Source organism: Pedococcus bigeumensis, assembly GCF_039531795.1.
In the GTDB taxonomy this organism is placed as follows: Bacteria; Actinomycetota; Actinomycetes; order Actinomycetales; family Dermatophilaceae; genus Pedococcus; species Pedococcus bigeumensis.
The window spans coordinates 681,654-707,894 of sequence record NZ_BAAAQS010000005.1 but is presented as its reverse complement, the minus strand read 5'-3'; the positions used below and the strand labels follow the sequence as shown (position 1 = coordinate 707,894).

The following is a 26,241-nucleotide window of genomic DNA, read 5'->3' as shown; positions in this document are numbered from 1 at the left end:
CCGAGACCGGCCGGGCCGGCGCTCCCCCTGAGCGTCGGCCCGGTTTCTCGCCCTGAACTGGTGGCGGCGGGTCCCGGCACCTCCAGGCCTGCACCCGCCGCCACCATCGCGCCGTCCCTGGGCGCGCGTCCACCCCGTGCACGACCCCCTGCACGACCCCATGCACGACCCCATGCACGACCCCATGCACGACCACCCATGCACGTCCCTCGAAGGAGATTCCGTGAAGAAGCTCTCAGCAGGTCTCGCGTTCGGCATCGCGGTGGCCACGGCCGTCGCGACCCCCCTCGCCGCGGCTCACGCCGCCCCGACCGCCGACGCACACCGGGCGCCGGCCGTCACGGCCGAGCAGTCGAAGGTGGCCGACGCCGCCCGAGCGCTCGGCCTCGGGTCGGGCCAGCGGCTGCAGGTCAAGAGCGTGGTGACGGACGCCGACGGCACGAAGCACGTGCGCTACGAGCGCACGTTCCAGGGGCTCAAGGTCATCGGCGGCGACCTCGTCGTCGAGCGCACCGCGGCCGGGTCGACGAAGGCGGTCCGCTGGAACGCCACCAAGGCGGTCGAGGTCTCGACCTCGCCGAAGCTCACCCTCGGGCAGGCCCGCAAGGCGGCCCGGGCCGACAGCGGGGCGTCCTCCGCCCTGGTCGTCTACGCGGGTGCCGCCGGGCCGCGCCTGGCCTACGACGTCCTCACCGTGGGGACCAAGGCGGACCAGACGCCGAGCCGCCTGCACGCCGTCGTCGACGCATCCACCGGCTCCACGCTCGACTCGTGGGACGAGGTCGTCGAGGGCACGGGGAGCTCGATGTACTCCGGCACCGTCACGATCGGCACGACGCTGTCCGGTGGCAGCTACCAGCTCAAGGACGCGGTGGGTAACTTCACCACCGACCTGAACGGCGCCACCACCGGCACCGGCACCCTGTTCACGGATGCCGACGACGTGTGGGGCAACGGCTCCACCAGCTCGCGACAGACCGCGGGTGTCGACGCGCAGTACGGCGCGGAGAAGACGTTCGACTACTACAGGAACGTGCAGGGCCGCAACGGCATCTGGGACACCGGGGTCGGTGCGCGCAGCCGGGTCCACTACGGAAACGCCTACAACAACGCGTTCTGGGACGGCACCCAGATGACCTACGGTGACGGCGCCAACAACGCCAAGCCGCTGACGGCGATCGACGTGGCCGGCCACGAGATGAGCCACGGCGTCACTGAGAACACCGCCGGTCTCGCCTACCGCGGCGACGCGGGCGGTCTCAACGAGGCGACGTCGGACATCTTCGGCACCGCCGTGGAGTTCTACGCCAACTCGGCGGCCGACCCGGGCGACTACCTCATCGGCGAGAAGATCGACATCCGTGGCAACGGCACGCCGCTGCGCTACATGGACCAGCCGAGCAAGGACGGCGCGTCGAAGGACTGCTGGAGCAGCACCCTGAAGAACCTCGACCCGCACTACTCGTCGGGCCCCCTCAACCACTGGTTCTTCCTCGCCTCCGAGGGCAGCGGCGCCAAGACCATCGGCGGTGTCGCCTACAACAGCCCGGTGTGCGGTGGTGCCGCAGCCGTCACCGGCGCGGGCCGCACCAACATCGAGAAGGTCTGGTACCGCACGCTGTCGACCAAGCTCACCTCGCGCAGCGACTACAAGGCCGCTCGCGAGGGTGCCATCACCTCGGCGAAGGAGCTGTATGGCGCAGGGTCGCCGACCTGCGTAGCGGTCAAGACCGCGTTCGACGCCATCGCGGTGCCGGCGGGTTCGGCCACCTGCTGATCGCATGGACCCAGACGGTGCGCCGTCGGCCCTCGGGCCGGCGGCGCACCGTCGTCAGTGGCACCGTCGTCAGTGGCACCGTCGTCAGTGGCACCGTCGTCAGTGGCACCGTCGTCAGTGGCACCGTCGTCAGTGGCACCGTCGTCAGTGGCACCGTCGTCAGTGGCACCGTCGTCAGTGGCACCGTCGTGTGGGGCGCCGTCGTGGGTGGTGCGCAGCGGCGCGTCAGGTGCAGAGCTTGCGGTTGGCGGCCGGCCCGGTGAGGTCGGCGAGGAGCTGGGTCACGACCGGCTCGGCCCTGGCGACACGGGCGTCGTTGACGGACAACAGGCCCGTGCCGGCACCGAACACCACCGCCATCGAGTCGGACTGGTTGCTGGGCGGCGCGGTCGGCTGGTCGGTGTCGTGCACCTGGAGCGCGGCCTCGTTGAGGACGGCCAGGCTGGCCCGGTCGAGGTCGCAGCTCACCTGACCCTGCTTGGTGGCGGCGAGCACGTGCCCGTCGGCGTCGATCGAGACGGTGTCGCGGAACCCCGCGATCCCGCCCGTGCGCTGGATGGTGAGGGGGAAGCTCGCCTGCCGGGTCGCGGTGGTGGACGGTGCCTGCGGGATCCGGGGATCCGTGGTGCCGCAGGCCGACAGCGTCCCGGCAGCGAGGACGGCGAGCAGCGGCAACGGTGCGGTTCTGGACATACCGCCCATCCTGCCCGGCCCGAGGGTCACGTGCAGACCTGCCGCGAGGCCGCTGGCGCCGCGATGTCGGCGACCAGCTGGTTGACCGTGTCCGCCACGCCCACCACGCGTGGGTCCAGCACCGCGACCGCACCGACGTCGTTGCCGAGCGTGGGCACGGTCGCCCCGTCGCCCGCGCCGGCGGTGGGCAAGGCCTGGTCCTGCTTCGTGATCGTGGCTGCCGCCTCGACCAGCGCCGTGTATGCCGCGGGCTCCAGGGTGCAGGTCGTCTGACCTGCTCGGGTCTTGCCCAGCACCGCGCCACCCTCCTCCACGAAGGCCAGTCCGGTGAACCCGTCGTCGGCGAGGTACTGGATCGTGAGCCGGCCGCCCGCGGCACTCGTCGTGCTCGACGTGGCGGTCGGGAGGGGGGTGGGGTCGTCTGCGGTGCAGCCGGCGAGGATGGCGACGAGGCCCCCCGCCACGGCGACCACCGAAAAGGGTGCGAAGCGCGGCATACCGGGCATCCTGCCGTGACGACGCGCGCAGGTCACGGACCTCGGTCCTGTGCGGGTGCCCCCGGCGCCCGAACCGGCGCGTCGGACGTCCGGACGAGGTGTGGCGGGTCGGTGGCTCGTATCCTCGAGGTCGTGACCCGCCGCCCCACCACGCCCGTCCTCGCCGCCGTGGTCGTGGTCGGCCTCGGGCTCGCGGCCTGCTCGGGCGACAAACCGTCCGCCCCCACGACGACGGCCCCGTCGACGACCACGACCACCAGCGCGGCGCCGACCCCGGCCGGACCGCAGCCCCTGGTCGGCGGCCCGGTCCTCGCCGTCAAGATCGACAACACCCCGGCCGCCCGCCCGCGGATCGGGCTCGACGTCGCCGACGTCGTCTACGTCGAGCCGGTCGAGGGCGGTCTCACCCGGCTGCTGGCCGTGTTCAGCCGGACCCAGGCGCCCGAGGTCGGGCCGGTCCGCAGCGGCCGGGAGTCCGATGTCGACCTGGTGGCCAACTACGGCAGGGTCGCCCTCGCGTTCTCCGGCTCGTCCAGCTACACCAAGCGGATCCTCGACCGGGGCAAGCAGGTCAACCTCAGCTTCGACCAGAACAGCCGGGGCTACCACCGCGACCACTCCCGGCCGGCCCCCTACAACGTGATCGGCAACCCCAAGGAGCTGCTCGCCCGAGCCGGCGGCAGCGTGAAGCCGGCCGACATCGGGTTCCGCTACGGCCCGGCTGCTGCCGGTGGGAAGGCGACCACCTCGGTCGCCGCCCGGTGGCCGTCCTCGCGGGTCACGCTCGTCTGGAACGCCAAGCGCAAGCAGTACCTCGTCACGACCGACGGGCGCCCGGACGTCGACCCGAGTGGTCGGCAGTACGGCGCGGGGACCGTCGTGGTGCAGTACGTCGTGACCCACAAGTCGGGGAACCGCGACGTCAACGGCCAGCCCACCCCGGTGGTCGACGTGGTCGGCAGCGGCAAGACGGTCGTCCTGCGCGACGGAAGGTCGTGGCAGGGCCGGTGGTCGCGCAAGGGCGTCACGGCCCCGACCAGCTTCACGGTGGGCGCGCAGACGCTGACCTTCAACCCCAAGGGCCCGGTCTGGGTGCTGCTCGTCGCCCCCGGACAGAGCGTCACCGTGCGCTGAGCGGCGTCGGCACCATGCCGAGCGGTCCGGTGTGCCGCGGACTCGCCCGCGCGGCATACCGTCTCCCGCGGCAGACCGGCCGCTGGTGGTGAGATTGGTCCCATTTGGGCCCACCGGCCCGCACCCGAGGGGGCCAGGCCCTCCTGACAGGGCTAGTCTCGGCGTCGAACCAAACCCATCCGTAGACGAGGACGTCAGACGTGGATCTGTTCGAGTACCAGGCCCGAGACATGTTCGAGAAGCACGGCGTGCCCGTGCTCGCCGGCGCCATCGCCACCACCCCGGAGCAGGCCCGCGCGGCCGCCGAGGAGATCGGCCCCAAGAGCGGCGGCGTGACCGTCGTGAAGGCCCAGGTCAAGACCGGTGGCCGTGGCAAGGCAGGCGGCGTCAAGGTCGCCAAGTCGGCCGACGAGGCCCAGCAGCACGCCGAGGCGATCCTCGGCATGGACATCAAGGGCCACACCGTCGGCACCGTGATGATCGCCCAGGGAGCCCAGATCGCCGAGGAGTACTACTTCTCGGTCCTGCTGGACCGCGCGAACCGCACCTACCTCGCGATGTGCAGCAAGGAGGGCGGGATGGAGATCGAGCAGCTCGCCGTCGAGCGCCCCGAGGCCCTTGCCCGCGTCGCGGTCGACCCGAACACCGGGATCGACGAGGCCAAGGCGCAGGAGATCGTGTCCGCCGCCGGCTTCGACGACGAGACCGCCGCGAAGATCGTCCCCGTCCTGCAGTCGCTCTGGACCGTCTACCGCGACGAGGACGCCACGCTGGTCGAGGTCAACCCGCTGGTCAAGACCGAGGCGGGCGACATCGTCGCCCTGGACGGCAAGGTGACGCTCGACGAGAACGCCGGCTTCCGCCACCCCGACCACGAGGCCCTCGAGGACAAGGCCGCGGCCGACCCGCTGGAGGCCGCCGCCAAGGAGAAGGACCTCAACTACGTCAAGCTCGACGGCTCCGTCGGCATCATCGGCAACGGCGCCGGGCTGGTCATGTCCACGCTCGACGTCGTGGCCTACGCCGGTGAGGAGTTCCCGGGCCACCCGAAGCCGGCCAACTTCCTCGACATCGGCGGTGGCGCCTCGGCCGAGGTCATGAGCAACGGCCTGCACATCATCCTCGGCGACGAGCAGGTGAAGTCGGTGTTCGTCAACGTGTTCGGCGGCATCACCGCCTGTGACGCCGTCGCCAACGGCATCGTCGGCGCGCTGGAGAAGCTCGGCGACGAGGCCACCAAGCCGCTCGTCGTCCGACTGGACGGCAACAACGTGGAGGAGGGCCGGCGCATCCTCGCGGAGGCCAACCACCCGCTGGTGACCATCGAAGAGACCATGGACGGCGCGGCCCGCAAGGCCGCCGAGCTGGCTTCGGCCGCGACGAACTGACCGAAGGAACGGCATACCAATGGCTATTTTTCTCGACGAGAACTCCAAGGTCATCGTGCAGGGCATGACCGGCTCCGAGGGCATGAAGCACACGCAGCGCATGCTCGCCTCCGGCACCGCCATCGTCGGTGGCGTCAACCCGCGCAAGGCGGGCACGACCGTCGACTTCGAGGGCGGTGTCTCCGTGCCCGTCTACGGCACCGTGGCCGAGGCCATCGAGGCGACCGGCGCCAACGTGTCGGTCATCTTCGTGCCGCCGGCGTTCGCGAAGTCCGCCGTGGTCGAGGCGATCGACGCGCAGATCCCGCTCGCGGTCGTCATCACCGAGGGCATCGCGGTCAAGGACTCCGCGGAGTTCTACAACTACAGCAAGGGCAAGGCCACCCGCATCGTCGGACCCAACTGCCCCGGGCTGATCAGCCCCGGGAAGTCCAACGCCGGCATCATCCCCGCCAACATCGCGGGCGCCGGGCGGATCGGCCTGGTCTCCAAGTCGGGCACCCTGACCTACCAGATGATGTACGAGCTGCGGGACTTCGGTTTCTCGTCCGCGGTGGGCATCGGTGGCGACCCGATCATCGGCACCACCCACATCGACTGCCTCGAGGCGTTCGAGAAGGACCCCGAGACCGACGCCATCGTCATGATCGGCGAGATCGGTGGCGACGCCGAGGAGCGGGCTGCGGCCTACATCAAGGACCACGTGACCAAGCCGGTCGTCGGCTACGTCGCCGGGTTCACCGCTCCCGAGGGCAAGACCATGGGCCACGCCGGCGCCATCGTCTCCGGCTCCGCGGGCACGGCCGCCGCCAAGCAGGAGGCCCTCGAGGCCGCCGGCGTCAAGGTCGGCAAGACGCCCTCCGCGACCGCCGAGCTGATGCGCGAGATCATGCGAGACCTGCAGAAGTAGCCTCTGCCGCAACGAGATCCACGACGGCCGTCACCCCTCTGGGTGGCGGCCGTCGCCCGTGTGTCACCAGGTCACCGAGCCGCCCGCGCATGCCGCCCGGCGGTGGGAGCGGTCCGGCCCTGGGAGCGGTCCGGCGGAGGTCTACTTCTGGCGGGCGAGGGCCAGGAGGCGGTCGAGCTCGGCGAAGCCCTGGTCGGGGTGGCTGGCCCTGGTGATCACCACCGTGCTGACGGCTCCGGGGGTGCGCTGGCTGGTGACGCCCACCCACTCGGAGAGGGTCGGCGACCCGTCGGTGAAGACCGTGTCGAGCCGGAACGTGCCATCGGTCGGGCCGGGCGTGGACCGCACCGTGTAGTTGGCCCCGTCGCAGCCCTTGGCGTAGAGCGACTTGGCCTCCGCGAGCCGCGCGCTGACGTACGCCTCCCGGACCGTGGTGTCGGTGGCGTCGTCGAGCTGCACCCGCTGCCGGCCGAGGTAGCCGGTGGTGCCGGTGCCCGTGCGGATCGACACGACGCCGACCTGCCCACCGATGGCGGACTGCTGCTGGTCTGTCTCGCAGCTGACGACCGCCGTCGACCCTTCGAGGGCGCCTGGCCCGTCGCTGGTCCTGGCCCCACCCGTCAGCCCTGGCGAGGCCCACTGGGTGGCGGCGACGAACAGCCTCGAGGACGGCACGGGGCCGGGTCCGGTGACGGTCATGTCCTCGTCGGCGGCCTTCGGCCCCGACGGCGACGTGGTGGAGGTGGGCGTGGGCGACGTCGCTCCGGTGCCGTAGCGGGCCAGGCGCTCCTTGGCGATCTCGCCGAGCGCCGTGACCTGGGCGACGGTGAACTGCGACGTCGTCGGGGTGGGGTCCGTGATCTGGAGGACCGCGACGTCGTGCGGCCCCTGGATGACCATCAGCCAGCCGGTGCCGGCGGCGCCGGCCCGGTAGGAGTAGAACGACCCCGCGTTGGTGTCATCGAGGGCCGTGATGCGGAAGTCGGGTCCGACCTGGCAGTCGGAGACGTCGTTGGCGACCCCTGACGCCGCGGTCTGGGGGTCGGTGCCCTTGCCGAGCCGGAACAGCACCTGGCCGCCGGAGGGGCCGCCGGCGTCGAGCGTGATGCCTTCCTGCTGCACCTTGGTCCCCGGCTCGGCGTCGAGGCACTCCACCGCCTCGAACGGCTTGACCGGCGTGAGGCGCGCAGTGCCCTTGAGGTCGAGGGCCTTGGTCCACTCCTGGAGCAACGGCAGCGCCCCGGGCTGGTCGAGCGACGAGGTCGTGGTCGGCGACGGCGCCGCGGTCGTGGTGCCGCTGCGGTCGGCCGGCACGGGCTTGAGCACGGGGTCGCCACCGAGCTGCGTGTAGCCCACCGTGCCGGCCACGACGAGCGCCGCGGCCGCCGCGGCACCCACCGTGAGGAACCGGCGGCGACGACGCGCCATACCCCTTGCCTTGACGAAGCGGACGTCGGGCAGGGGAGCGGCTTCGACGTCGGCGCGCAGCGACGACAGGGCAGCCCGGAGGCTGGCGTCATCCGCCGCAGTCCAGTCGTCGTGCTCAGCCATGGGGGTTCTCCTGGTGCTGCAGGGCCTGGGCGAGCTGGGCCCGGCCCCGGTGCAGGCGCGCCTTGACGGTGCCTGCGGGGGTGTTGGTCTCGTGGGCGATCTGGTCGATGCTCAGGTCGCCGATGTAGTGCATGGTCACGGCCTCGCGGACCGGCTCCGGCAGGGTGCGCAACGCTGCCACCACCGCCACCCGGTCCTCGGTCGGTGGCCCCGTCGTGTCGTGGGCGCCGTGCCGCTCGTGGGCGCGGTCCTGGCTGGTCCGCTTGCGCCAGCCCGAGATCGCCACCCGGCGCGCCACCGTGCGGACCCAGGCGAGCGGGTCGTCGTGGGTGCGCACGGTCGACCACTGCTGCCACGCCCTCGCGTAGGCTTCCTGGGTGGAGTCCTGCGCGACGGTGAGGTCACCGGTGAACGCGTAGACCAGGTGGACGACGCGGCGGGAGGTGTCGCGGTAGAACGCGTCGAACTCCGCCTCGGCGGACTGCGCGCCCATCGTCACCTCCTGCGTCGGCGCTGTCGCGCCCATCGGAACCACCAAGGCCATCACACCGCAGCAGACGCGCTCGTGCGATGTCCGGTTGCGGCGCGTTCGGACATTTCTGGGCGGCCTTCGGCGTTGCACGCCGGCTCAGACCGGGCCGTCGGCGACGATGGGGCAGCGATGACTGTGATGGAGATGCTGAGGGCGGGGACCTCGTCGACCGGTGACGGCCCGGGAGCTGTGGTGCACCGGCGGGCGCTGGTGGCCGGGGTGCTGGCCGCGGCCGGGTCAGCCGCGACGTTCGTGCTGCCGGCCCTGCTCGTGTGGGTGGCCGCCTCGGAGAGCACCGTCTCCTGGACCAGCTCGCTGGGCATCGGGGCCAACCTGTGGCTGCTCGCCGGAGGGGCACACCTGGCGATCGGGGCGACCCACATCACGGTCGTGCCGCTGCTGGGCTTCGCCCTGAGCGTGCTCGTCGGGGCGTGGTCCGCCACCCGCGCCGCGCGCGAGGCCGCGGACGCGCGCACCATCCGCCTCGCCCGCGACACGATCCACCGTCCCCTCGGCGCCGCCCTCCTCGCGTGGGCCGTCGGGTATGCCGCCTGCGCCCTGCTGTGGGTCGCGGTCGCCTTCCTCGCCGGTCCCCACCCGGTCGTCTGGACCCTGGTGCTCCCCGTGCTCGTGGTGCCGATGGCCTCGGCCGGGCTGGCCCTGGCCCGCCTGGTCCGGGGCCGGCCCGAGCTCGCCGGCCCCGCCCTGCGCCGCCCCGCCTGGCTGCCGGAGCCGTTGCGACGGGCGCTGCGACCCGGGCTGGAGGGTGCCGGCGTCCTCCTGTCCGCAGGTGTCGTCATGTGCATGGTGCTGCTCGTCGTCAGGTTCGGCGAGGTGCGCCACCTGCAGGCCGAGCTGGCGCCCGGGCTCGTCGGAGGTGTCGCGCTGACCCTCGCGCAGGTCGCCGTGCTGCCCAACCTCGCGCTGTGGGCCGTGTCGTTCGTCGCGGGCACCGGCTTCTCGGCGGTGGAGGGCGCCTCGGCCACCTGGACCGGGAGCCGCACCTCACTGCTGCCGATGGTGCCGGCCTTCGGCGCACTGCCCCAGCCCGGGGCGTTCCCCGGCCTCCTGCCCCTCATCGTGCTGCTGCCCGTGGCGGTCGGGGCCCTCGTGGGCTGGCGGTCGCTGCGCTCCGTGGCCCGGCTGTCCACCGTGCGCACCAAGCTCACGGTCACCGGCACCGCCGTCGTCGTCGCTGCCGGGGCGATCGGCCTCCTGGACGTCCTCGGCGGGGGCTCACTCGGCACCACCCGCCTGCGGGACATCGGCGCCCCCGCCGGGGCGATGACCCTTGCCCTGCTCGTCGAGCTGGGGCTCGGTGCCGTCCTCGTGCTGGCCTGGGACCGCTGGAAGCTGCGGCGCTGACCCCGGCCGGCCCTGCGACGACGTCAGGTGGACGCGACTGCGGCAGCGTGACGGCGGCTCGGTATCGTCTCCCGGGTGACTGCCCCTGAGCCGACCGGGATCGTCGTGCTCGTCTCCGGATCGGGCACCAACCTCCAGGCCCTCATCGACGCCGCCGCCGACCCGGCCTACGGCGTGCGGATCCTCGCCGTCGGAGGCGACCGTGCTGGCATCACGGGGCTGCACCGCGCTGCCGCGGCCGGCATCACGGTGTTCGTCTGCCGCGTCGAGGACTTCGACACCCGGGCCGAGTGGGACGCAGCGCTGGCCGAGCGGATCGGCGACCACGAGCCTGCCTTTGTGGTCTCGGCCGGCTTCATGAAGCTGCTGGGACCGCAGGTCCTCGGGCGGTGGACCGTCCTCAACACCCACCCTGCCCTGCTGCCGTCCTTCCCGGGCGCCCACGCGGTCCGCGACGCGCTCGCGGCCGGCGCGCAGCAGACCGGCTGCACCGTGCACGTCGTCGACGCGGGGATCGACACCGGTCCGGTCCTCGCCCAGGCCACGGTGGACGTCGAGCCCGACGACACCGAGGACACGCTCCACGAGCGCATCAAGGCTGTCGAGCACCCGCTGCTCGTCGAGATCGTGGGCCGTGCGGCCCGCGAAGGAATCACCGTTTCCGATGGGAAGGCCACCATTCCGTGACCGAGCAGACTGCTTCCACGCCCACTCCCGACACCTCGGACCAGGCCGGACGCCGGCCCATTCGCAGGGCACTGGTCTCGGTCTACGACAAGACGGGGCTCGAGGACCTCGCGCGGGGGCTGCACGACGCAGGGGTCGCCCTCGTGTCGACGGGTGGGTCGGCCGCCCTCATCGAAGGGCTGGGGATCCCGGTCACGAAGGTCGAGGACCTCACCGGCTTCCCCGAGTGCCTGGAGGGCCGCGTCAAGACGCTGCACCCCCGGGTGCACGCCGGGATCCTCGCCGACACCCGCAAGGCCGACCACGTGGCCCAGCTGGCCGACCTCGGCGTCGAGCCGTTCGAGCTGGTCGTGGTGAACCTGTACCCGTTCCGGGAGACGGTGGCCTCCGGCGCCGGGCCCGACGAGGTCATCGAGCAGATCGACATCGGCGGTCCCTCCATGGTGCGCGCCGCGGCCAAGAACCACCCGAGCGTCGCGGTCGTCACCGACACCGCGGCATACCCGGCCGTGCTCTCGGCCGTCGCAGACGGTGGGTTCACGCTTCCCGAGCGCAAGCGGCTGGCGGCGCAGGCGTTCGTGCACACCGCTGACTACGACAACGCCGTCGCGAACTGGATGGGCAACGTCTACATCGACACCAGTGACGGCACCGGCTTCCCGGCCTGGACCGGCGCGACGTTCCAGCGGGCCAACGTGCTGCGCTACGGCGAGAACCCGCACCAGCCGGCTGCCCTCTACACGCACTGGCGCCCCGGCGTGGCCTCGGCCGAGCAGCTGCACGGCAAGGAGATGTCCTACAACAACTACATCGACACCGACGCCGCCGTGCGCGCCGCGCACGACCACGGCGACCAGCCGACGGTCGCGATCATCAAGCACGCCAACCCGTGCGGCATCGCCGTGGGCGCCACCGTCGAGCAGGCGTATGCCGCGGCCCACGCCTGCGACCCGGTGTCGGCCTACGGCGGCATCATCGCCACCAACGTGCCGGTCACCAGGGCGATGGCGCTCGCCGCGAACGACACCTTCAGCGAGGTCATCGCCGCCCCGGCGTTCGACGCCGACGCGCTGGAGGTGTTGCGGGAGAAGAAGAACCGCCGCCTGCTCCTGCTCCCCGCCGACATGGCCGCGCACCGCGACCCCATCGAGACGCGACCGATCAGCGGGGGACTGCTGGTGCAGGTGCCCGATCGGATCGACGCCGTCGTCGAGGGCGAGACGCCGGGCGGGGACGACGCGTCTCGGTGGCGGCTGGTCGCCGGTCAGGCTGCCGACGAGGCGACGCTCGCCGACCTTCAGTTCGCGTGGCGGGCCGTGCGGGCGGTGAAGTCGAACGCGATCCTGCTCGCCAAGGACGGCGGTTCGGTCGGCATCGGCATGGGGCAGGTCAACCGGGTCGACTCGTGCCACCTGGCCGTGTCGCGGGCGAACGCCGACGGCGCCGACCGGTCCACGGGTGCGGTCGCCGCCTCCGACGCGTTCTTCCCGTTCGCTGACGGGCTGCAGGTGCTGCTCGACGCGGGCGTGCGCGCCGTCGTCGCGCCGGGCGGGTCGGTGCGTGACGAAGAGGTCGTGGCAGCCGCCGAGGCCGCCGGCGTCACGATGTACTTCACCGGCACCCGCCACTTCGCCCACTAGGTCCAGCGCGCCCCAGGTCGCAGGTCTGCTGACCACAGGGCGGCAACAAGTCGGACAGTTCCCCGACTTGTTGCGAGGAGATGGTCACGGGACAGCGGTTTCGCGGGTCTGCTGACCACCAGGTAGCAACAAGTCGGACAGTTCCCCGACTTGTTGCGAGGAGATGGTCACGGGACCCAGGTTTCACGGGGTCGGTGACCACCAGATGGCAACAGGTGCGGGCTTGGGGCGCCGCCGGGGTCAGTCGGGGGTGGGCGCGCGGTAGCCGGTCGGCTCGCCCGAGCCGAGGTCGACGATGGCCGCGACCGGGCCTCCGCCATCGGGACCCTGGTGGGCGGCCGACACCGAGACGAACACGGCCGGGTCACCGGTGACGGAGGCGGTGACCCCGCCGACGGCCGACTTGATCTGGCGGTGCCAGTGCACGTCGGAGTCGTCGAGCATGGCGTTGCGGCGACCCCGGACCTCACCGCTCTGGCTGACCTCGCACTTGAGGAAGACGTTGACCAGCCGCCCCTGGAGGTCGGACGAGTGCGGCCGCTCGGGCAGCTCGAGCCCGGCATCCTTGATGGCCGACCACACCCCGTCGGCGTCGAGGGCGTCACGCATGACGGAGTGGCCGATGCGGTAGCGACCGCCGATGCCCTTGGTGTTGCCGACCACCACGACCTGCGCCTGGTCGAGCTCGACACCCGAGGAGCAGGACGCGACGGCGGAGAACAGCTCGCGGTTGTTCATGACGTCGGCGTCGGTCGGCATCTCGATCTCGCCGAGTGCGACGGCGATCCCGAGGCCGGTCGTGCCGTTGGACAGGTCCATCGACTCGTGGGTGTGGTGGGTCCAGACCGACTTGCCGCGCGACTCGGCGTCGCGGATGGTGTGGATCGTCAGCAGCGGGGTCTTGGTCTGCACGTAGTGCACGTCGGCCGGGTCGGTGATGCCCGCGCGCTCCATGGCGACCTTCACGGCGTCGGCGACCTTGCTGATCATCCCGGTGTAGCCGATCTCCTCGGGCAGGATCGGCTCGCTCATCGCGAACCCCACGGTCAGCCGCAGGTCGTCCGACTGCTCGGCCTGGTCGACGGGCACGGTCGCGAAGATCGTCGCGTGGGGGCTGATGATGCCGTCGGTGCCGCCGGACCACACGATCGGCACCTGCTTCACCTGGTCGGCCGGCGCTCCCTTGGCCACCAGGACCTCCCGGAACGCCCGGTCGGCGATGATCCGCGTGTAGTCGTTGACGCCACCGTTGCCCTCGGTCTTGCCGATGATGGCAACCACCCGGCTGGCGTCCATCACGCCGTCGTCGATGAGCTTGGCCAGCTCGCTCGCGTCGGACACGTGGTGGATCGGGACCTTGCGGACCTCGATGGGCTCGGGCATGGCGGTCACCTCTCGGTTGGTCGGACAGCTGGTGGTGCGTCGTCGGTGGGTGTGCCGACCTCGTGGTCGGCGTCGAGCTCGGTTGGCACGGAAGGGTTTCCGATCACCGTGCCCACATCGCCGTGCAGGGCGTCGGCGATGCGGTCGAGGGCGGTGATCACGCTGCGTCGGCCACCGTGACGGACGAACCGCATGGCGGCCTCGACCTTCGGGCCCATCGAGCCCGAGGCGAACTGGCCGTCCGCGGCATACGCCTCCATGTCGGCGAGGCGGACCCGCCCGACGGGTTGCGCGCCGGGGGTGCCGTAGTCGAGGACCGCCTGCTCGACGTCCGTGGCGATGATGAGCACGTCGGCGCCGATGGCGCTGGCGAGCACCGCCGCGGTGAGGTCCTTGTCGATCACGGCCTCGACGCCGTGGACCCTGCCGTCAGCCTCACGCACCACCGGTATGCCGCCGCCGCCCGCCGCGACGACGACGTAACCCGCTCCGAGGAGGGTGCGCAGGGTGTGGGTCTCGAGCACCTCGATCGGCTCGGGGGAGGCGACGACTCGCCGCCAGCCCTTGTCGCCGCGGTCCTCCCAGGTCTCGCCGTGCTCGATCAGCGGCCGGGCCTGCTCGCGGCTGAGGAACCGGCCGATCGGCTTGGTCGGTGCGGCGAACCCGGGGTCGTCGGCGGCGACCAGGGTGCGGGTGATCAGCGCGGCGACCCGCCGATCGACGCCCTTGGCCGCCAGCGCGGGCTCGAGCGTGTCGAGGATCGTGAAGCCGATGGTCCCCTGGGTCTGCGCGCCACACCAGTCGAGCGGCACCGGTGGCACGACGTGGGCGGCCAGCTCGTTCTTGACGAGCAGGTTGCCGACCTGGGGACCGTTGCCGTGGGTGAGCACGACCTCGTGCCCGGCTGCGACGACGGTCGCGACGTGCTCCATCGCCCGCGCGATGGCTGCCCGCTGCGCCTGCGGGGTGGCGTCGCCGTCGGGACCGGTCATGGCGTTGCCGCCGAGCGCGATCAGGACCCGCATGCCACCTCCGTTCGTCGTCGTGCGGCGAGCCTAGGGATGCCCGGCGCCGTGTGACGTTGGCAGGACCTGCCCAATGGTGTGGGTCGCGTTGGCACATCTGGGCAGCGGGCAGTGGCACGGCCGCGGGCAGCGGAGAGTGGGCACGGCCTGGGGCAGCGGCCGGTCAGGCCGAGTCGCTGCCCGCAGCGGCGACGGGTGCCTGGGCGACCCCGAGCGCGATGACGAGGTCGGCGACCCGCCGGGGGTCGTCGAGCGCGTCGCCGAAGAGCTCGCGCAGCTGGCCGACGCGGTAGCGAACGGTCTGCGGGTGGACGAACAGCGCCTCTGCGACGGGCTCACGGCGACCGCGGTGCAGGAGCCACAGCCGCAGGGTCTCCTCGAGCCGTTCGCGGCTGGCCGGCGTGGAGTCGTCCAGCGGCGCCAGCGCCTGGGCGCGGAGGTCGGCGAGCGCGATGGGGTCGGCGCCCAGGACGATCTCGGCCAGGTGGGCGTCGGTGTCGTATGCCGTGCGCCGGCCCGTGCGCGTCGCCCGCCCCCGCAGGGCCCGCTGGTGGGACGTCGCGGCCTCGCGCCAGGGCCGGGTCGGGCCGAGCACCACGTCGTGGCCGTCGAGGGCCCGGACCAGGCGGCGCCGGGCGGTGGGGGTCAGCCGGGGGACGATGAGCGCCGCGACGTCGTCGCGGGCGTCGACGCCGGGCACGTCCTCGGTGAGGATGAGCGACCGCCCGTCGACGAGGGTGCGGGTGTGGTGCAGCTCGGATTGGGGGGCCAACAGGACCGTGACCGACCGCGGCAGGTCCCAGCCGGCCCGCTCGGCCCTGCGCCTGACCAGCTCGTCGGAGGCGCCGCGCAGCATGTCGAGGGCGAGCCGCTCGAGCTGGCGCTGCTGGACCCGCTCGGCGGTGGCGAGCTCGTCGGCGTGACCGGCCACGCTGGCCGCGGAGAGCTCGTCGATGTAGGCGAAGACGAGCTCGGCGAAGCGCGCGAGCAGCTCGGCGCTCATCCCCGCCCGGACACCCTCCTCGGACAGGCCGCGCCACGAGACCCGGGCCCCGATCCGGTAGGCGGAGAGCAGGGCGTCCAAGCTGCGACCGCTGCGGGCCTCGCCCCGACCGAGGTTGTAGGACGCCTCACGCGCGGGTCCGAGCGGCGTGCTCGGGTCGTCGGAGCGCGCGGCGATCGACAGGAACGTGCCGAGCGCCACCCGCACGGCGGTCTCGATGTTGCCGACGAGGTAGTCCCGGGCGCTGGCGTAGCTCGGCACCTCCTCGATGATCGCCTCGACCGCGTGGCTCGCCACGGCGGGCAGGGCGCCCTTGAGGCTGGCCAACACCTCCGGCGACATGGTCAGCCCTGCTGCGCGTTCAGTGGCAGAGGTGGACGCCGGGGTGGGGGTGGGCGATGGGGTGGGGGTGGGCGATGGGGTGGGGGTGGGCGATGGGGCAGAGGTGCTCGTCGGGGCAGTCGTGCTCGGCGGGGCCGTCGCGGCGCCGGTGGCAGTTGTGTCGGCTGAAGGGTCGTTCAGGGGCATTTCCGTACTCATATTGTTCCTAGCGAACAAAGGACTGGGGAGAACTCACTCTGACAGGTCAGGAAATTAGCCTACCTGATGGCCCATAGTGGAACCATGACCGCAGTTCTCCCACTCCGCACGACGCCAGGGTCCACCAGATCCCTGCCGTCCTTGCGCACGGTCCTCCGTCGAGTCGCCGAAGCAGTCGCCACCCCCGTGCTGCCCGACGACTACCTCGACCTCATCGCGCCGATGCGTGCCGGCGCCGACCTGCGTGGCCGCGTCGTGTCGGTCACCCCCGAGACCCGCGACGCCGCCACGGTGCACATCAAGCCGGGCCGCTCCTGGGCCGGGCACGTGCCCGGCCAGTACATCCGCATCGGGGTCGACGTCGACGGCGTCCGCAACTGGCGCGCCTACTCGCTGACCTCCCCGGTGGCCTCGCCCGACGGGCTGATCTCGATCACCGTCAAGGCGATCCCCGACGGCAAGGTCAGCAACCACGTGGTCCGGGCCCTGCAGCCCGGCACCCTGATCCACCTCGACCAGGCGACCGGTGAGTTCGTGCTCCCGACGCCCCGTCCGGCCAGGGCGCTGTTCGTCACCGCCGGGTCGGGGGTCACCCCCGTCATGGGCATGCTGCGCAACCACCTCGACGAGCTGCACGACGTCGTCGTGATCCACTCCGCCCCCACCGAGGCCGACGTCATCTTCGCCGCCGAGCTGCGCGAGTGGGCCGACGCCGGCCGCATTCGCCTCGTCGAGCGGCACACCGACACCGAAGGCATGGTCGGCACCGACTCCCTCGACGAGCTCGTGCCCGACTGGCGCTTCCGCGAGACCTGGGCCTGTGGGCCCACCGGCATGCTCGACGCCTTCGAGGCGGCCTGGGCCGATGCCGAGATCACCGACCGGCTCCACACCGAGCGGTTCCGCCCGGTCGTCATCGCCGAGGGCGAGGGTGGCACCGTCACCTTCGGCGGCCAGCGCATCACCGTCGATGCCGACGGCTCGACCCCGATCCTCGACGCCGGCGAAGCCGCCGGTGTCCTGATGCCTTCCGGTTGCCGGATGGGCATCTGCTTCGGCTGTGTCGTGCCCCTGAAGGAAGGTGCCGTGCGCGACCTGCGCAATGGCGACCTGACCATTGCCGCCGAGGGCGACGGCATCCGCATCCAGACGTGTGTGTCGGCTGCTGCCGGCCACTGCGAGATCGACCTCTAAGGAGACCTCATGACTGCCACCGCAGAGAAGTTTGACCTCACCATCGATGGTTCCGCCGCCTCGACCCCCAAGGCTCCCGGCACCCCGTCGCCCCGCTCGACGAACAGCCGGCTGTCGACCGCCATCGCCGAGCGCCGCCACGTGCCGAAGCGCTCCGGCAAGGCTGACCCCACCGGTCACCTGACCGCCGAGGACGTCGAGGCGCTCGCCGTGGAGCTCGACGCGCTGCGCCAGGAAGTCCTGGAGTCGCGCGGAGCCAGCGACGCGGCATACATCCGCAAGGTGATCGACGTGCAGCGCAAGATCGAGCTCGCCTCGCGCGCCGTGCTGCTGTTCTCGATCTTCCCGCCGGCCTGGATCGTCGGCACCGCCGGCCTGTCCGTCGCCAAGATCCTCGACAACATGGAGGTCGGCCACAACATCCTCCACGGCCAGTGGGACTGGATGCGCGACCCCAAGATCCACTCGACGACGTGGGAGTGGGACAGCGCCACCCCGGCCGCGCTGTGGAAGCACAGCCACAACGAGCTGCACCACACGTACACCAACGTGATCGGCAAGGACAACGACCTCGGCTACGGCATCATGCGCGTCGACGAGGACCAGCGCTGGACCCCGGCCTACCTCGGCCAGCCGATCTACAACTTCCTCAACATGTGCTTCTTCCAGTACGGCATCGCCGCCTACGACCTCGAGATCGGCAAGCAGCTGGCCGGCCGGGGCGACAAGGAGGAGTTCAAGCGCAACGGCAAGATGGTGCTGCGCAAGGTCGGCCGCCAGGCCCGCAAGGACTACCTGGTGCACCCGCTGCTGTCGGGCCCGTCGTTCTTCCACACCATCGCGGCCAACGCGACCGCCAACTTCGTCCGCAACGTCTGGACGCACTCGATCATCATGTGCGGCCACTTCCCGACCGGTGTCGAGACCTTCGCCCGCGCGTCCATCGAGGGCGAGAGCCGCGGCGAGTGGTACCTGCGCCAGATGCTCGGCTCGGCCAACATCTCGGGCAGCAAGGCCCTGCACATCATGTCCGGCAACCTGAGCCACCAGATCGAGCACCACCTGTTCCCCGACCTGCCGAGCAACCGCTACGGCGAGATCGCGCCCAAGGTGCAGGAGATCTGCGAGCGCTACGGCCTGACCTACACCACCGGCCCGCTCCCCAAGCAGGTCGCGTCCGCGTGGAGCCAGGTCATCTCGCTCGCGCTGCCGAACCCGGAGCCCGGCCGCAACCGCCTCGGCATCGCCGCGGAGGCGATCGGCAAGCAGGTGCGCCGCAAGCTGCGCAACCGCAAGCCGGTGCGCTCGGTCTGACCCGCACCCACACCCGCACTGCACGACCGACAGGCCACCCCGCCCGGGGTGGCCTGTCGTCGTGCGCGGACCTAGGCGCGACGTGCGGTGACCAGGAGGTACTCCCAGTCGAGGACGGTGTGCCCGTCGCCGCGGTCGAACCGCTCGGCGAGCGCGACCAGGTCGCGGTCCAGCGCGGCCACCTTCTCGGGGTCGTCGGCGATCGCCCGATAGACCGCGATGGTCGGTCCGTAGTTCGCCTTGAAGAAGTCACGGAACTCCTCGGGCGTCGCGAACTGGTCGACCACGAGGTCCTGCTGCCGGGCCGTGAGGTCCTCGACCCGGTCGCCCAGCAGCTCACGGACGTGGTCGACGTGGCCCCACAACGGAGGCGGCTGCGCCTCGGGCGGTGGAGCGGGCGCGTAGGGCTTCATCGTCGCGAACATCTGCCCGATGAACCCCTCGGGGGTCCAGCTGACCAAGCCGATCGTCCCGCCGGGGCGGACACAGCGCAGGAGCTCGTCGGCCGCGGCCTGGTGGTGCGGTGCGAACATGATGCCCACGCAGGACAACGCCACGTCGTACTCGCCGTCGTCGAAGGGGAGCGCCTCGGCGTCGGCGACCCGCCACGTGATCGTCAGGCCCTCCGCCTCGGCGTCGGTGCGCCCCTTGTCGAGCAGCTCGGGCGTGAGGTCGGTGGCCGTGACCTGCGCCCCCGTGCGGGCCGCGGGGATCGCGACGTTGCCGGATCCGGCCGCCACGTCGTGCACCCGCTGGCCGGCCGTGAGGCCGGCCGCCTCCACGAGCACCGGGCCGAGCGAGGCGATGACGTCACTGGCCACCACCGGGTAGTTGCCCAGCGCCCACATGGCTGCGTGCCGGGCCTTGAGGGCGCGGTCCTCGTCGGTGTCGGTGACCGCCGTGCCTGATGATGTCTGCGTACTCATGCTGCTGAACCCCTTCAGTCTCTTCCGTCAGGTCTGGTTGCCCCCGCGAGGACGAAGGTAGGACCGGTGGAGCGCGGCGGGCATCGGTGCTTGCACCCATCTTGGGCAGGCCAGCCACTACGTGTATGCCGTCAGGCGCGGGTGAGGAGGCGGGCGACGGCTGCGGTGCGGGCCGACTTCCCGTGCAGGTCGAGCTTGGCGTAGACGTTGCTCAGGTGCCGCTCGACGGTGCGGACACTGAGGGTGAGCTCGCGCGCGATGACGTCGTTGTCGAGCCCCTCGGACGCGAGCCGGAGGATCTCGACCTCGCGGGTGGAGAGCTGGTCGAGGCCCTCGCCGCCGCCCGCCGAACCGGCCGAACCGGCCGAACCGGCCGAACCGGCCGAACCGGCAGCCCCGGCCGCCCCGGTCACCGTGGCGGCCGGCCCGACGTGGCCACGGGTCCGGTCCTCGGCGAGGAAGTCGCGCAGCTCCGCGACGTAGACCGGCCACGCGGCCTCGTCCTCGAGCACGATGTGGTTGTCGCTCTCGAGGGCGACGAGCCGGGCCCCGTCGATCCCTGCCGCGAGGTAGCGGGCCTCCTCGAAGTCGTTCATCCGGTCGCCCCGTGAGTGGATCACCAGCGTGGGCACGTCGAGCTCACCCAGGAGGGCGCTGCTGTCGGCCGCCAGCCGCTGACGGCGTGAGCTCCGCGCGGTGTCGGCGTCGGTGGCGACGCGCTGCAGCTCGTCGAGCCAGGTGTGCTGCTCCTCGGTGGCGCGCGGGATCATCAGCGACGTGAACACCCGACGGAACGCCGAGTCGGGCCGGGCCCACCCGACCTTGATGAGCGCGTCGAGGGTGTCGTTCATCTCGGCCTCGGTGGGGTCCTTCGACTGCTGCCCGGAGTAGCTGCCGTAGAAGACCAGCCGCGACACCCGTTCGGGGTGCTTGGCGACGTAGGCGATCGCGACCGGCCCGCCCTGGGCCATCGCCTGGAGCGCGAACCGGTCGACGCCGGCGTCCTCGACGACGGCCTCGAGGTCACCGAGCCTGGCCGCGAGGCTGTGGTCGACCACGCCGCGGTCGGACAGCCCGTGGCCGCGCTCGTCGAAGCGGATGACGGTGTGGTCGCGGCCCCACTCGGCGAGGTAGTGCCGCCAGACCGGCGACTGCCAGTCGTACTGGAGGTGGCTCAGCCAGCAGGAGTCCACCACCATCGGCGGCCCACTCCCGTGCACGGCATACGCGATCCGCACCCCGTCCGGGGCGCGGCAGAACCGGATCTCCTGACGGGAGACGCTCGCGCTCGCGTCCACCCGACGATCGTACGACTGCGGTCGTCCGTTCAGGGGTCGCTGGGCTCCGAGCCCGCAAGCCAGGCGCGGATGCTCGCGCCGTGCTGGTCGAGCATCGGGGGCGCGGCGTGCTCGCTGCGCCCACCGGCATACCTGTTGTCGTCGAAGCGGATCGGCGGGCCGGGCAGCTCGATGTGGCCGAGGACGGGGTGGTCGACGTCGAGCACCAGGCCCTGTGACCGGGTCTGGTCCCAGTCGTAGACGCGGTCGATGGTGCGGACCTCGCCCGCGGGGATGCCCAGCGAGGCGAGCCGGGGGAGCAGCTCGGCGAGGGGATGGGTGGCGAAGGCGGCGTTGAGGGCTGCGGTGACCTGGTCGCGGTTGACGGCGCGCTCGCGGTTGGTGGCCATGCCCGGGGCCTGCGGGTCGATCTCGAACGCCTCGGCGAGCTTGCGCCACAACGACTCGCTGCCACAGGCCACCTGGATGTCGCCGTCCTGGCAGTGGAAGAGGCCGTACGGCGACAGTGACGGGTGGTGGTTGCCCTGCGCCCGCCCGACGTGGCCGGCGACGGTGTAGGCGGTGCCCTGGAAGGCGTGGGCTCCGACGAGCGCGGCGAGCAGGCTGGTGCGCACCACCCGGCCGACACCGGTGGTGGTGCGCTCGTGGAGGGCGGTCACCACGCCGTAGGCGCCGTACATGCCGGCCAACAGGTCGCCGATCGGGACGCCGACCCGCTGGGGGTGGTCGGCGTCGGGGCCGGTGACCGACATCAACCCCGACTCGCCCTGGGCGATCTGGTCGTAGCCGGCACGCCCGCCCTGCGGGCCGTCGTGGCCGAACCCGCTGATGCTCAGCACGACCAGCGTCGGGTTGAGCTCGTGCAGCCGCTGCGTGGAGAACCCCAGCCGGTCGAGGACGCCGGGCCGGAAGTTCTCGACGAGCACGTCGCCCCGCTGCACCAGCTGGGTGAGGACGTCGCGGCCGTCGTCGGACTTGAGGTCGAGGGTGATCGACTCCTTGTTGCGGTTCGCCGCGAGGAAGTAGGTGGAGATGGGGTCGTCGTCGGGGCCGACGAACGGCGGTCCCCAGCCGCGGGTGTCGTCGCCGGTGCCCGGTGACTCGACCTTGATGACCCGAGCGCCCATGTCTCCCAACATCATCGCCGCGTGCGGGCCGGCCAGGGCTCGCGACAGGTCGATGACGACGATGTCCTCAAGCGGTGCGTTCACGGGAGTCCTCAGAGCCAGTCGACGTCGGCGGCGTCCTTGCCGTCGGCGAGCCGAGCGTAGCCGGGGCCGCGGTCGAAGAACGGCTCGGTCCCGGGTCGCGCGTCGCGCAGCTGGGCACGCAGGGCGTCGCTCGCCGCGGCGTCGACGACCGGTTCGTCCTTGGTTCCCGAGGCGACCACCCCGTATGCCGTGCGCGCGCCGTCGAAGGACACCTTGCCCCAGCGCAGGTCGCGTTCGACGTCCTCGTAGGGGCGCTCGAGCGGGTCGCCCCACCCGCCACCACCGGTGGTGCGGATCCGGATCACCTGACCCGCCTTGACCGGCTCGGCGTCGGCCAGGGCGTCGACCTCGCGCTCCTCGGGGCCGCCGACGTCGATGGTCACACTGAACGAGCTGCCGGCCTTGCCGCCCTTGACTCCCCAGCACGCGAGGATGGAGCGGTCGGCAATGGACATGAAGTGGGCGTCCTTGAGCATCCGGATCTGCTTCTCGTAACCCAGCCCGCCGCGGTAGCGCCCCGCGCCGCCGGAGTCGACGGCCAGCCCCAGCCGCTCGACGATGAACGGGAACCGGCTCTCGGTGAACTCGGTCGGGAGGTTGCGCGAGTCGGGCACGACGTGGATGGTGTCCTCGCCGTCGGCGTAGTAGCGACCGCCGGAGCCACCACCGAGCACCTCGCGCATGAGGTAGTCGTTGCCGTCGCGGTCCTTGCCGTAGACGCCGGTGTAGCGGATGGTCTCCTGGTCGGCGGGCATCTTGCCGTCGACCGCCTTGGCCACGACCCCGGCCAGCACCCCGAGCAGTCGCAGGATGACGAAGGTCCGGGCGTTCGTCGGGGCCGGGAAGATCGGCGTGAGCAGGGTGCCCTTGTCGGGGAAACGCATCTCGATCAGCGGCACGACCCCCTCGTTGACGTCGAGCTCGGCCATCCGCTCGGGACTGTCTGCCAGGTTGCGCAGGATCGGGGCCAGCCACTTCTTGAGGAAGTTGCCCCCCACGTAGTCGCCGCAGTGGTTGATCGGGCCCTTGGCCTGGGGAGCGGTGCCGGTGAAGTCGATGATGAGCCGCGGACCACCGTCGCCCGGTCCCGGCCCGCCGGTGGGCTCCTTGGTGAGGGTGATGCGCTGGGTGTGCAGCTTGGGGTCGTCGACGCCGTCGTGCTCCGCGTAGTCCTCCCAGACGTAGGTGCCGTCGGGGATCTTCGAGAGGATCTCGCGACGGTAGGTCTCGGTGGTCTGGTCGAGGATGGTGTCGAAGGTCGCCTCGATGGTGTCGCGGCCATAGCGCTCGAACAGCTCGGACAGCCGACGGGCGCCCATCAGGCAGGCCGAGCACTCGGCGTCGAGGTCGGCGGCCAGCGAGTCGGGCATCCGGCTGTTGCGGGTCATGATCCGCAACGCGGCCTTGTTGGGGACTCCCTTGTCCCACAGCTTGATCGGCGGGACCGCGAGGCCCTCCTCGAACACGCTGGAGGCGTTGCTGGGCATCGACCCGGGCACCGCTCCACCGATGTCGTCGTGGTGGCCGAACGCCTGGACGAAGGCCACCACCTCGCCACCGCTGAACACCGGCACCGTGACGCACAGGTCGGGAAGGTGCCCGATCCCGCCCTCGGACTCGTAGACGTCGTTGTGGAAGAAGACGTCGCCCTCGGCCATCTCGGACAGCGGGAAGTCGCGCGCGATCGGGTGGACGAGCGCGCTGTAGGACCGGCCGGTCAGCTTGCGCAGCTGGCGGTCGTGGATGCCGGCCCGGAAGTCGTGCGCGTCACGGATCATCGGGGAGCGGCTGGTGCGGGCGATGGCCGTCTCGACCTCCATCTCGACGCTCGCGAGGGTGCCCTGGACGATCTCCACGAGGATCGGGTCGACCTGGGTCCCCGGTGGCGTCAGGCGGTTGCCGTGCTCGTATGCCGTGGGCAGGCCGGCGGGGTTCATCGCGCGCCCTCCGTCGTCGTCGCGGTCGTGGGAGTGGTCGGGGCGGTCGCCTTGGGGGCCGTGGCGCTCGTCCTGGTGACCACCAGGTTGCCGATCGAGTCGACCCGGACGGTGAAGCCGGGGTGCACCGGGACGGTCGACCCGAACTCCTCGACGATGGCCGGGCCGTCGAAGGTGTCCCCGGCCCGCAGGTCGGGCCGCCACAGCACCGGCGTGTCCCGATAGCCCTCGTCGGCGTCGAAGCAGACCTTGCGCCGACTGCCGGTGTTCGGAAGTTCCGCCGTGCCCTGACCGGGCGGATCTTCCGAAGACCGTGGGTCGCGGGCGGGCAGCTCGCGCAGGTCCGGGCGGGTGATCGGGCCGATCCCGGTGACGCGCAGGTTGACCCACTCGACCTGCTGGCTCGGGTCGGCCGAGAAGTCGTACCCGTATAGGGCGCGGTGCGCCTCGTGGAAGGACTCGGCGACGTGCGCGGCATACGCCTCGTCGACCGGGCCGTCGGGGGCGGTGACGCGCACCTCGAAGGCCTGCCCGAAGTAGCGCAGGTCGACGGTGCGGGTGTAGCGGTGGGCGTCGCGCGGGAAACCTTCAGCGTCAAGGGCTTTCGCGGCCCGGTCGGTGAGGCGGTCGAAGGTCTTCTGGACCGCGGCGTGGTCGAGCGCCGTGTGCTTGGAGACCATGGTCTGGACGTAGTCGTTCTTCACGTCGACCGTGAGCAGTCCGAACGCGCTGACGTTGCCGGGGTTCTGCGGGACGACCACCCCGGCGAGGTCGAGGATGTCGACGAGCCGGCAGGCCAGCAGCGACCCTGACCCGCCGAAGGTGGTCAGCATGAAGTCGCGCACGTCGAGGCCGCGCTTCACCGAGACCTGGCGCAGCGCGTTGGCCTGGTTCCAGGCGGAGATCTCGAGGATGCCGGTCGCGCACCGGACGGGGTCGATGCCGAGCCGGTCCGCGAGGGCGTCGATGCCGGTGCGGGCGACCTCCACGTCGAGCGGGATCTCGCCCCCGAGCAGGTGGGGAGGGATCCGGCCGAGCACGACGTGGGCGTCCGTGATCGTCGGCTCGGTGCCGCCCTTGGCGTAACAGAGCGGGCCCGGGTCGGCGCCGGCCGAGTGGGGGCCGACCTTGAGGGTGCCCTCCGGCGAGACCCACGCGATCGAGCCGCCGCCCGCGCCGACGGTGACGACGTCGATCATCGGGATCTTGCTGGGATAGGCGCCTACCGTGCCCTCGGTGGTCAGCGTCGGCTCGCCGTCGAGCACGACCGAGACGTCGGTCGAGGTGCCACCGCCGTCACAGGTGAGGACCTTGGGGAAGCCGGCCCGCTTCGCGATGAGCCCGGCCCCCAGTGCGCCTGCGGCCGGACCGGACAGCACCGTGGTGATCGGCTGGTTGACGACCTCGTCGGCGGACAGCACGCCGCCGTTGGACTTCATGATCGAGAAGGCGGCATCGGGGGCGATCTCGGTCAGCCGCTGCTGGATGTTGGTGACGTAACGGCTGACGTTGGGCTTCACGGCGGCGTCGACGAGGGTGGTCATCGACCGCTCGTACTCGCGGTACTCGCGCAGCACCTCGCTGCTGATCGACACCACCGCCTCGGGGTGCTCGCGGCGCAGCACCGCGCGCATGGCCAGCTCGTGGGAGTCGTCGGCGTAGGAGTGCAGGAAGCAGACGCCGAGCGTGGTGATGCCGTGGTCGCGGAACCAGTGCGCCGCCGCGACGGCCGACGCCTCGTCGAAGGGGCGGATCTCGTTGCCCTGGAAGTCCATCCGTCCGCCGACGGTCCGCACGGCGTCGGCCGGCACGATGCGCGGTGGCTTCACCCAGAAGTAGGAGTTGCCATAGCCGTCCGGGACCGCCTGCCGGGCGATCTCGAGCATGAACTCGTAGCCCTCGGTGGTGACGAAACCGAGCCGCTCGACCTTCCCCTCGAGGAGCTTGTTGGTGGCGACGGTGGTGCCGTGGGCGACGGCGGTGACGTCCTGGCCGGCGGCCCCCATCAGGTCGAGGACCTTCGTCACGCCGGTGATGAACCCGTCCGCCGGGTTGCTCGGCGTCGACGGCGTCTTGGTCGTGACCAGCTCGCCGGTGCCCTCCTCGAAGGCGACGACGTCGGTGAACGTACCTCCGGTGTCGATCCCGATCCGAATCCGTCGCTGCGCCATGCGTGAGATTCAACCGGTCGGGCGGCTGCCTCGCCTTGGCACAAGTTGCCAACAGCCCTCGTCAG

Annotated in this window: 21 protein-coding genes; 9 read left to right on the top strand and 12 right to left on the bottom strand. The window is 71.6% G+C overall.

From position 1 onward, the window contains the following. The first annotated feature begins 223 nt into the window (after positions 1 to 223). Positions 224 to 1,777, top strand: coding sequence for a M4 family metallopeptidase (locus ABD262_RS18935; RefSeq protein ID WP_344139627.1), 1,554 nt, complete (start codon positions 224 to 226; stop codon positions 1,775 to 1,777). Positions 1,778 to 2,002: 225 nt separating this feature from the next. Here ABD262_RS18935 and ABD262_RS18930 read toward each other — a convergent pair whose 3' ends face one another. Together ABD262_RS18930 and ABD262_RS18925 are read right to left on the bottom strand one after the other, a co-directional pair. Next, complete coding sequence (locus tag ABD262_RS18930) at positions 2,003 to 2,470, bottom strand: hypothetical protein (RefSeq protein ID WP_344139624.1); 468 nt, start codon at positions 2,468 to 2,470, stop codon at positions 2,003 to 2,005. A 26-nt stretch (positions 2,471 to 2,496) separates the two neighbouring features. Continuing rightward, positions 2,497 to 2,967, bottom strand: coding sequence for a hypothetical protein (locus tag ABD262_RS18925; RefSeq protein WP_344139621.1), 471 nt, complete (start codon positions 2,965 to 2,967; stop codon positions 2,497 to 2,499). Positions 2,968 to 3,099: 132 nt separating this feature from the next. On the opposite strand from ABD262_RS18925, the gene ABD262_RS18920 reads away from it, so the two are divergent. From ABD262_RS18920 to sucD, 3 genes are all read left to right on the top strand, one after another. Beyond that, positions 3,100 to 4,101: a DUF3048 domain-containing protein gene (locus ABD262_RS18920; protein WP_344139618.1), complete on the top strand. Its 1,002-nt coding sequence runs from the start codon at positions 3,100 to 3,102 to the stop codon at positions 4,099 to 4,101. A 200-nt stretch (positions 4,102 to 4,301) separates the two neighbouring features. Further along, a complete protein-coding gene (sucC, locus tag ABD262_RS18915; protein WP_344139615.1) occupies positions 4,302 to 5,489 on the top strand; it encodes an ADP-forming succinate--CoA ligase subunit beta in 1,188 nt (395 codons plus the stop codon). Between the two features lie 19 nt (positions 5,490 to 5,508). Beyond that, positions 5,509 to 6,399 carry a succinate--CoA ligase subunit alpha gene (sucD, locus tag ABD262_RS18910; RefSeq protein WP_344139611.1) on the top strand — a complete coding sequence of 297 codons (891 nt, stop codon included), beginning with the start codon at positions 5,509 to 5,511 and terminating at the stop codon, positions 6,397 to 6,399. Positions 6,400 to 6,540: 141 nt separating this feature from the next. Here the strand turns inward: sucD and ABD262_RS18905 are convergent, their stop codons facing one another. Together ABD262_RS18905 and ABD262_RS18900 are read right to left on the bottom strand one after the other, a co-directional pair. Continuing rightward, positions 6,541 to 7,950, bottom strand: a complete 1,410-nt coding sequence (locus ABD262_RS18905) for a hypothetical protein (protein WP_344139608.1) — start codon at positions 7,948 to 7,950, stop codon at positions 6,541 to 6,543. After that, entirely contained in the window at positions 7,943 to 8,443 is a 501-nt protein-coding gene (locus ABD262_RS18900; RefSeq protein ID WP_344139605.1) for a SigE family RNA polymerase sigma factor, read from the bottom strand. Before ABD262_RS18900 ends, ABD262_RS18905 begins: the two co-directional genes overlap by 8 nt. 168 nt (positions 8,444 to 8,611) lie before the next feature. Between ABD262_RS18900 and ABD262_RS18895 the strand changes: the two genes are divergently transcribed. The 3 genes from ABD262_RS18895 to purH all read left to right on the top strand — a co-directional run bounded on the left by ABD262_RS18895 (position 8,612) and on the right by purH (position 12,174). Beyond that, a complete protein-coding gene (locus ABD262_RS18895; protein WP_344139602.1) occupies positions 8,612 to 9,847 on the top strand; it encodes a cell division protein PerM in 1,236 nt (411 codons plus the stop codon). Positions 9,848 to 9,922: 75 nt separating this feature from the next. Continuing rightward, positions 9,923 to 10,534 (top strand): phosphoribosylglycinamide formyltransferase, encoded by a 612-nt coding sequence (gene purN / locus ABD262_RS18890; RefSeq protein ID WP_344139599.1) that lies wholly within the window; start codon positions 9,923 to 9,925, stop codon positions 10,532 to 10,534. Then, on the top strand, positions 10,531 to 12,174 hold the full coding sequence (gene purH / locus ABD262_RS18885; protein WP_344139596.1) for a bifunctional phosphoribosylaminoimidazolecarboxamide formyltransferase/IMP cyclohydrolase: 1,644 nt from the start codon (positions 10,531 to 10,533) through the stop codon (positions 12,172 to 12,174). The genes purN and purH overlap by 4 nt, the downstream gene beginning before the upstream one ends. Before the next feature lie 240 nt (positions 12,175 to 12,414). Here the strand turns inward: purH and bar are convergent, their stop codons facing one another. The 3 genes from bar to ABD262_RS18870 all read right to left on the bottom strand — a co-directional run bounded on the left by bar (position 12,415) and on the right by ABD262_RS18870 (position 15,927). Then, positions 12,415 to 13,557: a barbiturase gene (gene bar, locus ABD262_RS18880; RefSeq protein WP_344139593.1), complete on the bottom strand. Its 1,143-nt coding sequence runs from the start codon at positions 13,555 to 13,557 to the stop codon at positions 12,415 to 12,417. Between the two features lie 5 nt (positions 13,558 to 13,562). Further along, positions 13,563 to 14,582: a carbamate kinase gene (locus tag ABD262_RS18875; RefSeq protein WP_344139590.1), complete on the bottom strand. Its 1,020-nt coding sequence runs from the start codon at positions 14,580 to 14,582 to the stop codon at positions 13,563 to 13,565. 163 nt (positions 14,583 to 14,745) lie between these two features. After that, a complete protein-coding gene (locus ABD262_RS18870) occupies positions 14,746 to 15,927 on the bottom strand; it encodes a PucR family transcriptional regulator (RefSeq protein ID WP_344139587.1) in 1,182 nt (393 codons plus the stop codon). A gap of 282 nt (positions 15,928 to 16,209) precedes the next feature. Here ABD262_RS18870 and ABD262_RS18865 point away from each other — a divergent pair, with 282 nt between their 5' ends. Both ABD262_RS18865 and ABD262_RS18860 read left to right on the top strand, forming a co-directional pair. After that, positions 16,210 to 17,319 carry a ferredoxin reductase gene (locus tag ABD262_RS18865; protein ID WP_344139584.1) on the top strand — a complete coding sequence of 370 codons (1,110 nt, stop codon included), beginning with the start codon at positions 16,210 to 16,212 and terminating at the stop codon, positions 17,317 to 17,319. A 9-nt stretch (positions 17,320 to 17,328) separates the two neighbouring features. After that, positions 17,329 to 18,633, top strand: coding sequence for a fatty acid desaturase family protein (locus ABD262_RS18860; RefSeq protein WP_344139581.1), 1,305 nt, complete (start codon positions 17,329 to 17,331; stop codon positions 18,631 to 18,633). Between the two features lie 71 nt (positions 18,634 to 18,704). On the opposite strand, the gene ABD262_RS18855 is transcribed toward ABD262_RS18860, so the two are convergent. The 5 genes from ABD262_RS18855 to ABD262_RS18835 all read right to left on the bottom strand — a co-directional run bounded on the left by ABD262_RS18855 (position 18,705) and on the right by ABD262_RS18835 (position 26,176). Beyond that, on the bottom strand, positions 18,705 to 19,559 hold the full coding sequence (locus ABD262_RS18855) for a class I SAM-dependent methyltransferase (RefSeq protein WP_344139579.1): 855 nt from the start codon (positions 19,557 to 19,559) through the stop codon (positions 18,705 to 18,707). 131 nt (positions 19,560 to 19,690) lie between these two features. Further along, positions 19,691 to 20,857, bottom strand: a complete 1,167-nt coding sequence (locus tag ABD262_RS18850; RefSeq protein WP_344139576.1) for an alpha/beta fold hydrolase — start codon at positions 20,855 to 20,857, stop codon at positions 19,691 to 19,693. 29 nt (positions 20,858 to 20,886) lie between these two features. Further along, positions 20,887 to 22,068 (bottom strand): CaiB/BaiF CoA transferase family protein, encoded by a 1,182-nt coding sequence (locus ABD262_RS18845; RefSeq protein WP_344139573.1) that lies wholly within the window; start codon positions 22,066 to 22,068, stop codon positions 20,887 to 20,889. An 8-nt stretch (positions 22,069 to 22,076) separates the two neighbouring features. Next, positions 22,077 to 24,005 (bottom strand): hydantoinase B/oxoprolinase family protein, encoded by a 1,929-nt coding sequence (locus tag ABD262_RS18840; RefSeq protein WP_344139571.1) that lies wholly within the window; start codon positions 24,003 to 24,005, stop codon positions 22,077 to 22,079. Beyond that, the gene (locus tag ABD262_RS18835; protein ID WP_344139568.1) at positions 24,002 to 26,176 is read right to left on the bottom strand and encodes a hydantoinase/oxoprolinase family protein; all 2,175 of its coding nucleotides are present in this window, start codon (positions 26,174 to 26,176) and stop codon (positions 24,002 to 24,004) included. Before ABD262_RS18835 ends, ABD262_RS18840 begins: the two co-directional genes overlap by 4 nt. Positions 26,177 to 26,241: the final 65 nt, after the last annotated feature.

Excerpts from the sequence above, each read along its gene's own strand:
- ABD262_RS18895 (WP_344139602.1), top strand. The coding sequence starts at position 8,612 with ATGACTGTGATGGAGATGCTGAGGGCGGGGACCTCGTCGACCGGTGAC.
- ABD262_RS18875 (WP_344139590.1), bottom strand. The coding sequence starts at position 14,582 with ATGCGGGTCCTGATCGCGCTCGGCGGCAACGCCATGACCGGTCCCGAC.
- ABD262_RS18840 (WP_344139571.1), bottom strand. The coding sequence starts at position 24,005 with ATGAACCCCGCCGGCCTGCCCACGGCATACGAGCACGGCAACCGCCTG.
- bar (WP_344139593.1), bottom strand. The coding sequence starts at position 13,557 with ATGCCCGAGCCCATCGAGGTCCGCAAGGTCCCGATCCACCACGTGTCC.
- ABD262_RS18900 (WP_344139605.1), bottom strand. The coding sequence starts at position 8,443 with ATGGGCGCGCAGTCCGCCGAGGCGGAGTTCGACGCGTTCTACCGCGAC.
- ABD262_RS18870 (WP_344139587.1), bottom strand. The coding sequence starts at position 15,927 with ATGTCGCCGGAGGTGTTGGCCAGCCTCAAGGGCGCCCTGCCCGCCGTG.
- ABD262_RS18930 (WP_344139624.1), bottom strand. The coding sequence starts at position 2,470 with ATGTCCAGAACCGCACCGTTGCCGCTGCTCGCCGTCCTCGCTGCCGGG.
- ABD262_RS18925 (WP_344139621.1), bottom strand. The coding sequence starts at position 2,967 with ATGCCGCGCTTCGCACCCTTTTCGGTGGTCGCCGTGGCGGGGGGCCTC.
- sucD (WP_344139611.1), top strand. The coding sequence starts at position 5,509 with ATGGCTATTTTTCTCGACGAGAACTCCAAGGTCATCGTGCAGGGCATG.
- ABD262_RS18860 (WP_344139581.1), top strand. The coding sequence starts at position 17,329 with ATGACTGCCACCGCAGAGAAGTTTGACCTCACCATCGATGGTTCCGCC.
- ABD262_RS18835 (WP_344139568.1), bottom strand. The coding sequence starts at position 26,176 with ATGGCGCAGCGACGGATTCGGATCGGGATCGACACCGGAGGTACGTTC.
- ABD262_RS18865 (WP_344139584.1), top strand. The coding sequence starts at position 16,210 with ATGACCGCAGTTCTCCCACTCCGCACGACGCCAGGGTCCACCAGATCC.
- ABD262_RS18905 (WP_344139608.1), bottom strand. The coding sequence starts at position 7,950 with ATGGCTGAGCACGACGACTGGACTGCGGCGGATGACGCCAGCCTCCGG.
- ABD262_RS18855 (WP_344139579.1), bottom strand. The coding sequence starts at position 19,559 with ATGAGTACGCAGACATCATCAGGCACGGCGGTCACCGACACCGACGAG.